The organism is Methylophaga muralis, assembly GCF_001720165.1.
Lineage (GTDB): Bacteria > Pseudomonadota > Gammaproteobacteria > Nitrosococcales > Methylophagaceae > Methylophaga > Methylophaga muralis.
Map to the genome: position 1 here is coordinate 1 of NZ_MCRI01000005.1, position 14,367 is coordinate 14,367.

The following is a 14,367-nucleotide window of genomic DNA, read 5'->3' on the forward strand; positions in this document are numbered from 1 at the left end:
TCAATGGGAATGCGGCTTTAGAGCGGGAATTTTTTGACTTACAAAATAAAACTATAAGATCTATATAAAATTTATATAGTGAAATTAAAACTTACCGGACGAAGACATTCATAGTGCCATCAGTAATTCAGTAAATATTGATGTGATAACTTAGTTTGAAATCAATTTAATAATAAGTTAATCCACTTGGCTGTATTCTGGATGTAAGAAATATAAAAACGTTTTCATTTTACATTTTGAATCACTACCCTAATCACTTCCTTTTAATCAGGAGATTTCCATGAAAACCATCGGCTACGCAGCAAACTCATCTGAATCCCCATTAACACCCTTAACCTTTGAACGTCGTGCACTACGTGCCAATGATATTGCGTTAGAAATCCTCTATTGCGGCGTCTGCCATTCAGATTTGCATGTGGCGAGAAATGATTGGGGTGGATCAATTTATCCCGTCGTTCCAGGCCATGAGATTGTTGGTCGGGTTATCGAGGTTGGCTCTGCGGTGACCAAATTCAAACCAGGTGAAAACGTGGCTGTGGGTTGTATGGTGGATAGCTGCCAAGACTGCGATGAATGCCATAACGATCATGAGCAGTATTGCCGTAATGGTTTTACCTTGACCTATGGTTCACCAGATCGCATTACCGGTGATATCACGCAGGGTGGCTATTCAAAACATCTGGTAGTGCGTGAAGAATTTGTCTTACGTATCCCCGAAAACCTAGATTTAGCCTTGGCCGCGCCATTGCTCTGTGCGGGTATTACCACTTATTCACCTTTAAGAGAATGGAATGTTGGCCCAGGAAGCCGTGTTGGTGTTGTGGGTATGGGCGGTTTGGGTCATATGGCGATTAAGTTGGCAGTTGGATTGGGTGCACATGTTACTGTCATTAGCACTTCACCGAGTAAAGAACAGGATGCAAAAGACCTGGGTGCACACGCATTTCTGGTCTCCAAAAATGAAGATTCAATGGCCGCTGCAGGCTCCAGTTTTGATTTGATTATCGATACGGTTCCAGTGAACCATGACTTAAATCCGTACATACCTTTATTGGATAACGATGCCACGCTGGTTTTAGTCGGACAAATCGGCCCAGTTGAAGGACCCAATACCGCACCAATGATTTTTGGGCGTCGTCGCATTGCTGGATCGTTGATTGGCGGAATTGCCGAAACTCAGGAAATGCTGGATTTTTGTGGACGAATGAACATTCTGCCGGAATGCGAAATGATCAAAATGGATGAGATCAATGAAGCGTTTGAACGGATGGAGAAGTCTGATGTTCGCTATCGTTTTGTGATTGATATGGCATCTCTTTCTGCTTAAATTAAACACTTTCTGATAAAAGGTCAGCTTCATGCTGACCTTTTGCATTTAATTTGACGAAATCTTCATCTTGATAACGGTAAATTCACTGCATCATCGATGAGGATTTGTGAATGAAACACATAACAGTAAGTCTCTGGTTGGGCGGGATGTTGTTGTTCAATGCTTTTGCTGTTCAGGCAGAACAAGAACAGGTCTGTGAAGAATGGGCCAGTAAAGCCGGTTCGTATATGTTGTTTCGCCAAATGAATACGCCAATTCACGAAGCCATTCAAAACGCCATGGGCAACGTGACTCGGGGTTTATTGTTGAGTGCCTATCAAGAGCCAGTGCAAGACACCAATGAGGGCAAACAGAAAGCCATCGATGATTTTAAAAAACAAACCTATGATGGCTGTATTTCTCAACAAGAATAATGACTTAACAGTACATTAAAGAACTTGTATGAAAACTAAACTGACTTTTTGGCATTATCTGGTTATCGGCATTATTGCTTTTGGTTTTATTGATGCCGCTGTGATGTTTTATCTTGCCACTATTTATTGACTAGCTTCTTTGATGTGGCCTGTCGAAATCTAAAATCGGTCCCGCCGGAACTACGCCTGTGGGATTAATCGTTTTATGGCTGCGATAATAATGGTCTTTGATGTGCTGCATATTGACGGTTTCTGCAACGCCGGGCCATTGGTATAGCTCACGAATGTATTCAGCAGTATTCGGATAATCTTCAATGCGTTTCAGATTGCATTTGAAGTGGCCGTGATACACCGCATCAAAGCGAATCAAAGTCGTAAATAAACGCCAATCGGCTTCTGTCAAATCATTGCCAACTAAATAGCGATTTTTGCTCAGGCGCTGTTCAACCTTATCCAGGGCTTCAAATAAAGGATAAACAGCTTCTTCATAGGCTTGTTGAGTAGTGGCAAAACCTGCTTTGTAAACACCGTTATTGATGTTGTCATAGACTTCATCATTGATAGCATCGATATCGTTTCTTAAATTGACCGGGTAATAATCCCCCGCTGTGGCACCAATCGCATCAAACGCACTGTTAAACATACGAATGATTTCAGCAGATTCGTTGCTGACCATCGTGTTTTGCTGTTTGTCCCACAACACCGGTACCGTTACTCGTCCACTGTAGTTTGGATCGGCTGCGGTATACACCTGATGCAGAAATTTCGCCTGATGTAACGGATCTTCAATCACTCCTTCTGCATAATCAAACGTCCAGCCATGTTCCAGCATTAACGGATTAACTACAGATAATGAAATCATCTGCTCCAGACCTTTCAGCTTACGAAAAATTAGGGTGCGGTGCGCCCAGGGGCAGGCCAGAGAAACATATAAATGATAACGACCAGCTTCCGCTTTAAAACCACCTTCTCCACTTGGCCCGGCAGTGCCGTCGGCGGTGATCCAATTGCGGAATTGCGATTTACTGCGAACAAATTTTCCTTGATTGGAATCGGTGTCATACCAGCGATCGACCCACTGGCCTTCCATTAATAAACCCATGCGTTACCTTCCTTAAATAGATTTGACTGTTTTATTAGCGAAGCTCACAATTTGTGCACTTAATTGCGAATAAGTTCATGAAACATCTCCAAACACAGCAGCTTGACCAGCGCCCTGCCAATTTCTGGCAGCTGTCCGTATTGCTGTTGTTGCTTAATAGTCTGGCCTTTGCCGGCTGGGTAGATTTCCGTCAGGCAACTGTTTCAACCAATTCCGGTTTTGTCGCTGAGTTTAATCAGCTTACTTTAGCTAATCATCGTGATCATTTCCGTTCATTGCTGGATATCAAAAATCTGGCTTCACCGATTTCAGGTGACGGTGATAACGAACAGCACTGGTTAAATTATTCATCCGAATTCAATTTTGCTGCCGCAGCATTACTGCATGCGGTGGATTTGCATTATTTGGCGCTGTTGATTTTCAGCGATGACAAATATCATTTACCTCTCAATCGAGCCCCACCATACCAATAATCCTTTTAAAACTTTTTGTTTAACGAAGCTTTCTTCGAGGATTATGTATGCGTTCATTCGTTTCACGGGCTGTTGTATTCAGCCTGATTATTATTGTGGGCCTGCTCAGTGCATTGCCTAATGTGTTGCCAACATCAACTTCACAACATTTACCTTCATGGTTTACTGACAATACCTTTCAATTAGGTCTTGATTTGAGTGGTGGTTCCCATTTGCTAATGCAAGTGGATACCAATGATTTACAACTCAACGATCATCAGCAGTTAGCCGAACAGATCACCGATGCATTACGCGAAAAACGCATCTTTATTCAGCCAATTTCTGTATCGAAAAACCATCTGGTCATCACACCGAAAGATCCTAGCCGGTTAGCGGATATCAAACAGCTTGTGCGGACTTTTATTAAAGATCCCAAAGGCGGACTGGCTTTGTTCTCGCTTGATGATGAGGCAAATAAACTCACCATTACTCCAACCAAAGCGCATAGTGAAAAACTCACTAAAGATGCCGTTGAGCACAGCTTGAAGGTGGTCAGACAACGTCTTAATGAGAGTGGCCTGGTGGATCCGACCATTACCAAACAAGGCAGTGACGGCATTCTGGTGCAATTGCCTGGCGTTGATGATCCAAGTTATATCCGCACCCTGCTGGGTACTACCGCCAAAATGACCTTTCATTGGGCAGCGAATGCAGAATCGTCCGGCGTCATCAAAGCTCAGGGTATGACTGAAGGTGAAGTCTATACTTTGGAAGAACGGGTAGCACTTGAAGGTCAGCATATCAAAGATGCCAATCTGGTATTCAGTCAGGAAAATGGCCAGCCAGTGGTCAGTTTTGAGCTCGATAAAGAAGGTGCTCGACTATTTGGCGAAATGACCAAGAACAATATCGGCCGCTCCCTTGCGATTGTATTGGATGATAAAGTCATTACTGCCCCGGTTATCCGCAGTGTAATTGCCGGTGGTCGTGGTGAAATCAGTGGTTCATTTACTGTTTCTGAAGCAAATGAACTGGCACTTTTGTTACGTGCCGGTGCCCTGCCTGCTCCACTTAATGTGATTGAAGAACGCACGGTCGGACCAGATTTAGGCAGTGACTCCATTTCGATGGGTATTACTACCGGTGTAATTGGTGCCATATTGGTGTTGGTGTTTATGCTGGCGATTTATGGCACTTGGGGACTTATTGCCAGTCTGAGCCTGACACTCAATATCGGTCTGATTTTTGGCGTTTTGAGTGTATTAGGCGCAACGCTAACCCTGCCAGGTATTGCTGGGATTATTCTGAGTATCGGTATGGCTGTTGATGCCAATATTCTGATTAACGAACGGATCCGCGAAGAAACCCGTCGAGGCAAACGTGCCCTGATTGCTTTGGATGCCGGTTTCAGACGCGCTTACAGTACGATTCTGGATTCCAATATCACCTCATTGATAGCAATTAGTTTGCTGTTTATGTTTGGTAGTGGCCCGGTTCGTGGTTTTGCCGTGGCGATGGCGATTGGCCTTATTACATCAATGTTTACGTCTATTTCATTCACTCGTTTATTGATGGAATGGCGGGTTAAGCGGATGCCAAAACAGGATTTACTCAGTATTTCCGGCATCAAAGCGCTGGATCGACTCAGTAGCAGCAAGATTGATTTTATGCGGGGTCGGTTTGTCGGTATTGCCGCTTCAGCCATCTTGTCTTTAGCAGCGATTGGTTTATTTTTCCAACCTGGATTGAAATACGGCATCGACTTCAGTGGTGGCACGGTGATGGAAGTGCAAGCCCCCAATACTGATGTGGAACAGGTGCGTCATGCCTTGCAAGCAAAAGGTTTTGCTCAGGCTTCGATTCAGGAGTTCGGCGATGATGACTATTATCTAATTCGCCTGCCAATGGAAGGTGCTGAACAAGTCGCTAGCGGTGAACCTGTTGAAAATATCAAATCAGCGGTACAGGAAATATCGGCCGATGCGAGTTTTCCACGCGTTGAAATGGTTGGTCCAAAAGTCAGTGGTGATTTTAAAGATGCGACTATCTTGGCCATTGTTTTTGCAGGGCTCGGTATGTTGGCGTATCTGTGGATTCGGTTTGAATATCACTTTGCCTTAGCGGCGACATTAACGATTGGTCTGGATTTGACCAAAACCATTGGCTTTTTTGTGCTGGCCGGGGTGGAATTCAACCTTACAGCGGTGGCCGCTTTGTTAGCATTGATAGGTTATTCGGTAAATGACAAGGTGGTGGTGTTTGACCGGGTGCGGGAAAACCTGCGGTTAACGCCTGATAAACCGATGCTGGAATTGCTCAATGAAAGTATTACTTCTACATTAACTCGTACGGTCTTTACCTCGGTTACCACTTTTCTGGCATTAATCCCAATGGCCGTTGCCGGTGGTAGTGCGGTGGCCAGCTTTGCTTTGCCGATGTTATTCGGCATTGTGATTGGCACCAGTTCATCGGTATTTATCGCTGCACCAATTGTGTTCTGGATGGGACAACACCGTATGCGTAAGGGACTGTCACAGCTGCGTCCATCAGCCGAAGAAATGCAAAAGAAACTGGATGCTATTATGTAAATAAATTCAGCTTTACTTTGTAAGTGATTAATTAAAATAAGCTTTATGGTGACGACTTTCACCATAAAGCTTCACTTAAGGACAAAAAGATGACCTGGTTAATGTTAGCAGCAGGATTAGTATTGCTGATTGTCGGTGCAGAGCTGCTGGTTAAAGGTGCTTCACGTTTAGCAACCAGTTTTGGTATTCCGGCACTTGTGGTTGGCCTGACAGTAGTGGCATTTGGCACCAGTGCACCCGAATTAGCCGTCAGTGTCAAAGCCGCTTTTTCCGGTCAAGCCGAGATGGCCATTGCCAATGTTGTAGGCAGTAATATTTTTAATATTCTGTTTATATTGGGCTTAGCAGCTTTGATTATGCCCCTGATAGTTTCTCAACAACTGATTCGTCAGGATGTACCGATCATGATTGGGGTCAGTTTGCTTGGTTTATGGATGATTCAGGATGGCACCATCGGCAAGTTGGAAGCAGCTTTGCTGGTATTGGGAGTAGTTTTGTATACGTTGTTCTTGTTCTATCAAGGCAAAAAAACCGGTATTGATTCAAGCGAAGTAACCACAGAAAAGCCTGCCCCAACATGGCAGAATTTATTGCTTATTGTTGTTGGTTTGGCTTTATTGGTGCTCGGCGCACGCTGGTTAGTGCAAAGTGCGGTCACTATTGCTTCATCATTTGGTGTCAGCGAAGCAGTAATTGGCTTAACCATTGTGGCTGCCGGCACTTCGTTACCAGAAGTTATGACGTCTATTATTGCCACCATCAAAGGTGAACGCGATATTGCCATCGGCAATGTAGTGGGCAGCAATATCTTTAATATTCTGGCAGTGCTGGGCTTATCCGGCTTGATCTCTCCTATGCCATTAATAGCCAGCGAGCAGTTAATGCAAATAGATGTTCCGGTGATGGTCGCGGTGGCTGTGTTATGTCTGCCATTGTTCTTTCTTGGCGGTACCTTAAACCGTTTCGAGGGCTTTTTATTCCTGGTGCTATATGTGGCCTACGTCTGGTTTACCATCGCGATAGCGTTATCACTGCCCTACTTACAAGATTTACAAACCGGTCTGATTTATGGAGTAGGCCCACTGGTTGGGTTTTATGTATTTCTTTGCCTGATCAATGATTTATTACGCCGACGATATAAGTGATGCAGATCATTTTAAAAACGTCCAAATACAAGACTGGTAATTATGTAGATTCGTTAATTTCCACTGTCGGCCAACCTTGAATTTCCGGGTCAAAACTAGGATCCAAGGCTTGTATTCGTTTGACCAAAGGCGGATGGGTGGAGAGTAATCCGGACATTTTGTTTGAAAGTTCAGCAAACATCATATGTCTGGCCTCTTCCAACTCATCATGTACGGTTGCATTAGCGTCTTTCTGACTCAGACTGCCTATCTTTTTCAGAGCGCCGGCTAGAGAGTCAGGATCACTGGTAAAGCGCGTGGCGTCTGCATCGGCCAGATATTCACGTTGGCGAGAAATTGCTGCCTGCATGACCTTACCCATAAATGCACCTAATAATCCCAACAGGATCAGTGCAATACCAATCAACGCTAACTGGGCTCCCCCATTTTTGCCGCCGCGACCTCCGGAATGCATCAGAATCCGTCCCAATACATACAAAGCCATTAATCCATGAATTAGGCCGATCACCCGCAGATTAAGCCGCATATCGAGATTGCGGATATGGGCAAATTCGTGGGCAACTACCGCTGCAAGTTCATCACGAGTCAATATTTTTAAAGCGCCACGAGTAACAGCAATAGCGGCTTTATCGGGGGAACTGCCTGCTGCAAAAGCGTTGATCCCAGGTTCATTTTCCAGCACAAAAATATGCGGTGCAGGCATGCTGGCACCCAGAGCGACTTCTTCAACGATATTTTTATAACGGGTAATTAACGGATCATTGGTTTCATCATTTACGTCGGTTGCACCCAGGCTTTGAGCAACTTTTACTCCGTCACCGCCCATGCTGAGCATTTTCCAAACAGACGTTAAGACAATCACCGTCGCTACGCCAGTTGCAACCCAGCCAAATAAATACCAGTCCACGATGACCTGTGCGGACTGATTCATGGTTTCAGATGGCAACCTGACCGATGCCAGGGCAGCAATTACAGTGGCAATTAAGGCAACTGAAAAGATAAACATTGCCATCATCAGCCGACTTTGTTTTCGAGCATTGGCGCCTAATTGATAGCTGCTCATTTCAGCCATGATTAAAACTCAACCTTTGGCACATTCTGAATAGCTTCACGGTCATCAAAATCCAGCTCTGATGCACGCGTAAAACTGAACATATTCGCCAGAATATTGGTTGGAAAGGTTTCCAGCACATTGTTATATTCCAGTACGGTATTGTTATAGCCACGCCGTGATGCTGCGACTTTGTTTTCAATACTGGTCAACTGCTCCATCAAATCACGGAAAGCACCATCGGCTTTCAGATCTGGATACGCTTCTGATAAAGCAAAAATACCGCCCATCGCTTTACCCAATAACCCTTCTGCCTGTCCAAGTGCCAGCATGGATGTGGCATCGCCCGAGTCAATTTGGCCGCGCATTTTTTCTGCCTGATTACGGGCTTCAATGACACCCGTCAGGGTTTCCTGCTCATGTTTAGCATAGCCTTTAACGGTGTTGACCAACTGCGGAATCATGTCATGACGTTGTTTAAGCATTACGTCTATCTGTTTGAATGCATTCTGAAAAATATTGCGATGCCGGACTAATTTATTGTATTCAATGATGACATATAAAATCAGTAGCCCCACGATGGCCAGTAATACCCATTCCATATTTCTCTCCTTTTTTAATTTAACGTAATGATTGGTTATCAATTTAGATAACCCACAGTATCAAACAGCTTACTGACTATGAAAGCTAAGGGCCATTAACGTTCAGCAAAATACTATCTCAATGTCACGATCAGTCTCATTAATGTATTACTACCAATATCGCCTGGTTTGACTGATTACCATTTGTCTGTATTATCGCTGGCAGTTTCAGGTGCCTTTATTACAACATGTGATAAAGGTTAAACGGGAAACAGGTGCGTCATTGATTTGGTTATTCCTGTACTGCCCCCGCAACGGTAAACAGTTATTTCATTGCTCTGGTCGCTATCTGCTTGATAGATCGACAGTCACTGTACTCAAACAGTATGGGAAGACGAGAAATGCCGCCATTTATGGCTAAGCTGTAAGTCCGGAGACCGGCCCGAAGCTAAATAATGGAGTCGTGGCGGGGTGCCTGAACGTTTCCGAGATTACACTCATACTTGTCCCCTGCCCGCTATTTACCTCACTGGTAGCTGCTTTTACTGCGGCAGGATGGATTATGTCTTATATGTTTTATTCGGATTCGCGTCTTTTTCGACCTGTATTTTTGTTTGTTTTAATGTTTTCTCTGGTGTTGGCTGATGTTTATGCGAATGAACCCAACGTCACGGTTATTGTTTCTGATCGCTCTGCGTCAACTTTGGTCTCAGGAGCGCATCAATTATTACAACAAAAGTCCGATGCAAATATTCAAATCCGCACTGTCAGTCAGCTTAATGCTGTAAATGACAATGAGTTGCAGAAATTAATCGATAGCAGCGGCAGCTTATTAATGGTTGGCGTATTTGGTGATCCGGTTGAGCGTTTACTGGCACGTCAATACAACACTACACAAAAACGCTATGTTTTACATAGTGATCAGCGACTCACAGCATTAAACAGTGATCCACTTACACGATCTATTCCTGAACAAGTACTTAGCGAGAAAGCATCATTAAGTTCAGCAGATGACTTAAAGGCTTTGCAAGCCAGCTATCCGGAATATGTTAACTGGTTGCAGGCGCGTGCTTATTGGGTAAATCGTTCCACGGAGAATTCACGAAGTCTGCTGGAAATGTTGCTAAGCGATGGCAATATAAAAACTGAATTGCAACCTGTCGGGGCTTTACGCTTTGCTTTGCATAACGAGGATAAGACTCAATGGCTCAGTCCAGATGAACTAGTCAAACAACTTGATGCAACAAATCCTGTTGTCTGGTTGGTCGATCATGATACCGGTGATTTAACGGGCGAATGGCAATTGCATCAACAGTATTGTCAGGCGCTAAATAGCCAATGTGTATCGGTGTTGGCAGCCTGGGGCGAACCCAGTGTTGCCGCGATTCAGACTATTAAAAAGGTAATGAATGAATCTTTGCCAATCACACCATGGGGAATCGTTTCTTTACAGGATTTTGTGATTGGTGGCGGTGATGGTCGTGAGCAGGTTGAACAATTATTTACTGAACTGAATGTTCCGGTATTAAAAGGCGTTCGGCTGAATGAATTGAATGAGGTTGACTATGCCCTTTCTGCACAAGGCATTCCACGTGATTCAATTCATTACCGGATTGCCATGCCTGAGTTGCAAGGTGTCAGCCAACCGCAGATTCTGGCGTTAACTGAGCCTGCAAAGATTGACCAACAAACCGGGGCCCAGCTGACTCAAAGTCTGCCAATTAAAGAACATATAAACCTTCAGGCACAGCGCATGCAACGCTGGCTGGATCTGCAACAAAAAGACAACGCTGATAAACGTGTCGCCATTGTGTATTACAACCATCCACCGGGCAGACATAATATTGGTGCTGACAATCTGAATGTGCCTGAAAGTCTGCTGGAAATATTGAATGGTCTGAAAAACGCAGGTTATCAGACCGGTGAATTACCCAAAGACGCTGAGGCTTTGCTTGATTTGCTGCAACTTCAAGGGGTGAATTTACCTGAAGACGCTGAAGCGTTATCAGCGATGTCCCAGGTCGCCAACACCATGACAGCGGATGATTATCAACACTGGTTCAAGCAGTTACCGGCAACTGTTCAGGCCGAAATGATTGATGGTCCTTTGGCAGTATTACAGCAGCGGATGCGTGATGCCATTGAGCAGGCTCTGACATTGGAAAATGTAACCATTCGGCAGTCTCGACTGCAGTTACTTTCAGCATTTATGCAGCAAACCACGACCGATATTCACCACGCGCTGGATGGTTTGCGTCATCCCGGCCGCAGTCGGGCATTGGATTTATTAACTCAGCTGGAACAGGATTATCAGCAGATCATCGAAGCTGCTGCTCAAGGTAAAAAGCCTGACTGGCAACATAGCGAATCATTACATAATGCTCTGTTGGAAATGCAGATTGAAGGTATTCGTGGCTGGGGCGAAATCCCCGGCAAAGTGATGGTCTGGGATAATCAACTACTGATTCCCGGTGTGCAATTTGGCAATGTGTTTATCGGTCCGCAACCACCTCGCGGTTGGGAGATCCATGAAGAACTGTTACATGCCAATATGTCCTTTCCACCGCCACATCAATATCTGGCGTTTTATCACTATATTCAGTCGACGTTTAATGCTGATGCCATGGTGCATGTTGGTCGACATTCAACCTATGAGTTTTTACCCAAACGCAGTGTAGGTCTGGGTGAAGATGATTACCCCACTATTATCGCTGGGGATGTGCCAGGTCTTTATCCGTATATCGTTGATGGCGTCGGGGAAGGCATTCAAGCTAAACGGCGTGGTCAGGCGGTTATCATTGATCATTTGACTCCCCCGCTTGCCGTCACTGAACTGTATGACGATCTTTTGCAACTACGTCAATTGATTGAAAGCGCTGAAGCCGCTTCAGACAAAGCCACACGTTATCGCGCTATTGTCACCTTACGTGAGCAAATCGAAACCATGGGTCTGCGCGATGAATTAATCGCCAGCATGGATGAAGAGCTGCAAGTCCGTGGTGCCGGTTTTGAAGAAATTGATGATGATTTTTTGCTGCATGAAGTCGGTCATTATCTGACGCATTTTCAGGAAACCTTTATGCCATTGGGATTGCATGTATTTGGTCGTGACTGGTCAGCTGAAGGTCTGGATACCATGATGAATTCAATGCTGGATAAATCCGAGCCCAGCGAACAACAACGCAATGAGATATATCAGAGATTACAAATATCTCCTGCTGCTGAAATTGACGCCTTACTGAATGGTCTGAATGGGCGATTTATCTCACCAGGTAAAGGCAATGATCCGATCCGCACACCCGATGCACTGCCCACCGGGCGAAATTTTTATGCGTTGGATGGCAGTTTACTGCCGACCCGTGTGGGTTTTGATATTGGTCAGCAACTGGCTGCGCCGGTATTGGCTGGCGAAAAAGGCAATATTGAAGGTCATGAAGTTGGCGATCGCAATAAACAAGGCGTCATTCTCTGGGCCTCTGATTCGGTGCGTGATGAAGGTGCAATGATTGCTTTTGGCATGAAGCTGCTGGGTGTCCGCCCGATATGGAATAGCCGGGGCATTATCAAAGGTCTTGAGCGTCTGCCATTAAATGAGGAACAACCGCAGCGGCTGGACGTGCTGTTTACCACCTCAGGTCTATTCAGGGATTTATATGGGGAACATCTGGTATTGCTCGATAAAGCCAGCTTGTTGGCATTGGATGCCAGTCGTGATCTGATTATTCGTGATTACCCTGCTCTGGCCATTGCGCTTAAAGCAGCTCTGCAACCGTTAGGCGAATGGCAACAAGGTGGCGAGGAAGCTTTGAATAAAAATCTGGTGGCATCAAATTGGGTTAATGAAGCCAGACAACGTTTGGCACAGCAACCGGATCTCGATCCGGCACAATTAGGTCGTGAAACCAGCCTTCGTGTATTTGGCATCGCACCAGGATCTTATGGTGCTGGCATTAATCGTCTGGTTGAACGATCTTCGGCCTGGGAGGATCGCAGTGAACTGGCCGATGTGTTTATCAAACGTATGGCTCATGCCTATGGCAGTGGTCTGCAGGGTGAATCGCAACCAGACTTGTTCAAACAGCAACTTGCCGGGGTTTCACAGACTTTTCTGGGACGGGCCAGTAATCTGTACGGTCTGATGGATAACAATGATGCATTTGATTATCTCGGCGGTTTTAATCTGGCGGTGGAAACAGTCAGTGGCCAGCAACCTGGCAGCGCGGTGATTAATCACAGTAATGACGATAACCTGCGAATCGATAATCTGCCACAAGCTCTGCTCAGTGAATTGCGTGCTCGTTATCTGAATTCACAATGGATTAAACCGTTGATGAATGAAGCTATGCCGGTGCCCGCACCATGGGCAGTGAATTTATTGAATATCTTTGGGGTTGGCAGGTGACCAGCCCAGAGATCATTACCGATCAGGTCTGGGAAGAAGTTAAAGCGGTGTATGTAGATGACAGCCTGCAATTGGGATTGGATGAATTTCTCAGTAATAGCCATCAGCAACATGTGCAAACCAATATTTTAGCCGTGATGTTGGTTGCCATTGATAAAGGCTTCTGGGATGCCGATCTGGCAACGCAAAAACAATTAGCCGAACAGTTTGCTGCCAATATTATTAAAAAAGGCATTCCCGGCAGTGGTCATACCCATGCCAATCATCCAATGTATGATTTTGTGAAATCACAGCTTGATGCGGATACGGCTGAAGCTTTAGAAGCCGTATTGGCACGTAGTCGCATGCAAACTTCAGAGCTCGAATCGTCACCGACGCATATCCAGGAATTACAGTTAAATCAGGATGATAGCCAGCAAAACGATAAAGTTGATCAAGGTGCTGACTCAAACTCGAACGATAAAAATCTGCTTTGGTTATGGACGTTACTGGCATTATCAGTAATTGTCGCAGCCGGTTTATGGCGTGGTCGTAAAGGAGCTATGTAATGTATCCACACTTTTCACTGGAATTGATGCACCAGCTGACCGGACTGTTATTAACCCCGGTGGTCTGGGCTTTATTGTTTTTTGTCGGGCTGGCTGTATATGAAACCGGTATCGCCATTGGCGAGCGTTTTTGGGGAATTGCCCGTCTGACAAAACAACTGGACAGTGCATCGCTCATTGCACTTGGCAAACGTCGGATTGAACGAGCAGATTTTATTACTCGTCTAGCACCAATGCTTGGCTTGATGGGGACATTGATTCCTCTAGGTCCAGGTCTTGCCGCATTAGGCGAAGGACAACTAAGCATTCTGACAACGGCGATGACAGTGGCGTTTGATACCACGGTTATTGGTTTATTGGCTGGCATGATCGGCTTTGTTATTGGCCGTATGCGTCGGCGTTGGTATGACGCGGCTTTAACTCAGTTGGAACAGCAAAATGGATAAATGGCGGCGTAGTTCATTTCTGGATACCGATGAAGATCCATTGGGTCCATTAGCCAATCTAATTGATATTGTGCTGGTATTTGCCTGTGGGCTAATCGCAGCACTGGTCGCGTTCAGCACTGATTTACAGGAGCACTTTGAAGTACAGCCGCAGGAGATCACTCTCGGTAAAGAACTGCCAAAACTGCCCGACAATATGCAGCAACAAATGCAGGATGGTAGTGGCTATGAAGCGGTTGGTCAGGTATATCGTGATCCCCAAACCGGCAAGCTGATTTTAATTGGTGAGTGATTTTTTTGGGTTGTTGA

General features: G+C 45.2%; 12 protein-coding genes and 1 riboswitch. Of the genes, 9 read left to right on the top strand and 3 right to left on the bottom strand.

Annotation, left to right across the window (positions count from 1 at the left end; genetic code table 11):
* Nucleotides 1–280 precede the first annotated feature (280 nt).
* Together A9E74_RS03805 and A9E74_RS03810 are read left to right on the top strand one after the other, a co-directional pair.
* Entirely contained in the window at nt 281–1,327 is a 1,047-nt protein-coding gene (locus tag A9E74_RS03805) for an NAD(P)-dependent alcohol dehydrogenase (protein ID WP_069295331.1), read from the top strand.
* A 113-nt stretch (nt 1,328–1,440) separates the two neighbouring features.
* Nucleotides 1,441–1,743, top strand: a complete 303-nt coding sequence (locus tag A9E74_RS03810; RefSeq protein ID WP_069295332.1) for a hypothetical protein — start codon at nt 1,441–1,443, stop codon at nt 1,741–1,743.
* A 130-nt stretch (nt 1,744–1,873) separates the two neighbouring features.
* Here A9E74_RS03810 and A9E74_RS03815 read toward each other — a convergent pair whose 3' ends face one another.
* Entirely contained in the window at nt 1,874–2,845 is a 972-nt protein-coding gene (locus A9E74_RS03815; protein WP_069295333.1) for a glutathione S-transferase family protein, read from the bottom strand.
* A 77-nt stretch (nt 2,846–2,922) separates the two neighbouring features.
* On the opposite strand from A9E74_RS03815, the gene A9E74_RS03820 reads away from it, so the two are divergent.
* The 3 genes from A9E74_RS03820 to A9E74_RS03830 all read left to right on the top strand — a co-directional run bounded on the left by A9E74_RS03820 (nt 2,923) and on the right by A9E74_RS03830 (nt 7,030).
* Nucleotides 2,923–3,318 carry a hypothetical protein gene (locus A9E74_RS03820; protein ID WP_069295334.1) on the top strand — a complete coding sequence of 132 codons (396 nt, stop codon included), beginning with the start codon at nt 2,923–2,925 and terminating at the stop codon, nt 3,316–3,318.
* A gap of 47 nt (nt 3,319–3,365) precedes the next feature.
* Complete coding sequence (gene secD, locus A9E74_RS03825; protein ID WP_069295335.1) at nt 3,366–5,885, top strand: protein translocase subunit SecD; 2,520 nt, start codon at nt 3,366–3,368, stop codon at nt 5,883–5,885.
* Between the two features lie 89 nt (nt 5,886–5,974).
* A complete protein-coding gene (locus tag A9E74_RS03830; RefSeq protein WP_069295336.1) occupies nt 5,975–7,030 on the top strand; it encodes a calcium/sodium antiporter in 1,056 nt (351 codons plus the stop codon).
* A 40-nt stretch (nt 7,031–7,070) separates the two neighbouring features.
* Here the strand turns inward: A9E74_RS03830 and A9E74_RS03835 are convergent, their stop codons facing one another.
* Both A9E74_RS03835 and A9E74_RS03840 read right to left on the bottom strand, forming a co-directional pair.
* Nucleotides 7,071–8,102: a M48 family metalloprotease gene (locus tag A9E74_RS03835; RefSeq protein WP_069295337.1), complete on the bottom strand. Its 1,032-nt coding sequence runs from the start codon at nt 8,100–8,102 to the stop codon at nt 7,071–7,073.
* Nucleotides 8,103–8,104: 2 nt separating this feature from the next.
* Entirely contained in the window at nt 8,105–8,683 is a 579-nt protein-coding gene (locus A9E74_RS03840) for a LemA family protein (protein ID WP_069295338.1), read from the bottom strand.
* A 192-nt stretch (nt 8,684–8,875) separates the two neighbouring features.
* Nucleotides 8,876–9,122: riboswitch (cobalamin riboswitch) on the top strand.
* Nucleotides 9,123–9,224: 102 nt separating this feature from the next.
* Between A9E74_RS03840 and A9E74_RS03845 the strand changes: the two genes are divergently transcribed.
* The 4 genes from A9E74_RS03845 to A9E74_RS03855 are packed head-to-tail and all read left to right on the top strand — an operon-like array spanning nt 9,225 to nt 14,350.
* Complete coding sequence (locus A9E74_RS03845) at nt 9,225–13,064, top strand: cobaltochelatase subunit CobN (RefSeq protein ID WP_218104283.1); 3,840 nt, start codon at nt 9,225–9,227, stop codon at nt 13,062–13,064.
* Nucleotides 13,022–13,612, top strand: a complete 591-nt coding sequence (locus A9E74_RS14905) for a cobaltochelatase subunit CobN (protein ID WP_218104284.1) — start codon at nt 13,022–13,024, stop codon at nt 13,610–13,612. The genes A9E74_RS03845 and A9E74_RS14905 overlap by 43 nt, the downstream gene beginning before the upstream one ends.
* The gene (locus A9E74_RS03850) at nt 13,612–14,058 is read left to right on the top strand and encodes a MotA/TolQ/ExbB proton channel family protein (RefSeq protein ID WP_069295339.1); all 447 of its coding nucleotides are present in this window, start codon (nt 13,612–13,614) and stop codon (nt 14,056–14,058) included. The genes A9E74_RS14905 and A9E74_RS03850 overlap by 1 nt, the downstream gene beginning before the upstream one ends.
* Nucleotides 14,051–14,350, top strand: a complete 300-nt coding sequence (locus A9E74_RS03855; protein ID WP_069295340.1) for a DUF2149 domain-containing protein — start codon at nt 14,051–14,053, stop codon at nt 14,348–14,350. Before A9E74_RS03850 ends, A9E74_RS03855 begins: the two co-directional genes overlap by 8 nt.
* Nucleotides 14,351–14,367 lie beyond the last annotated feature (17 nt).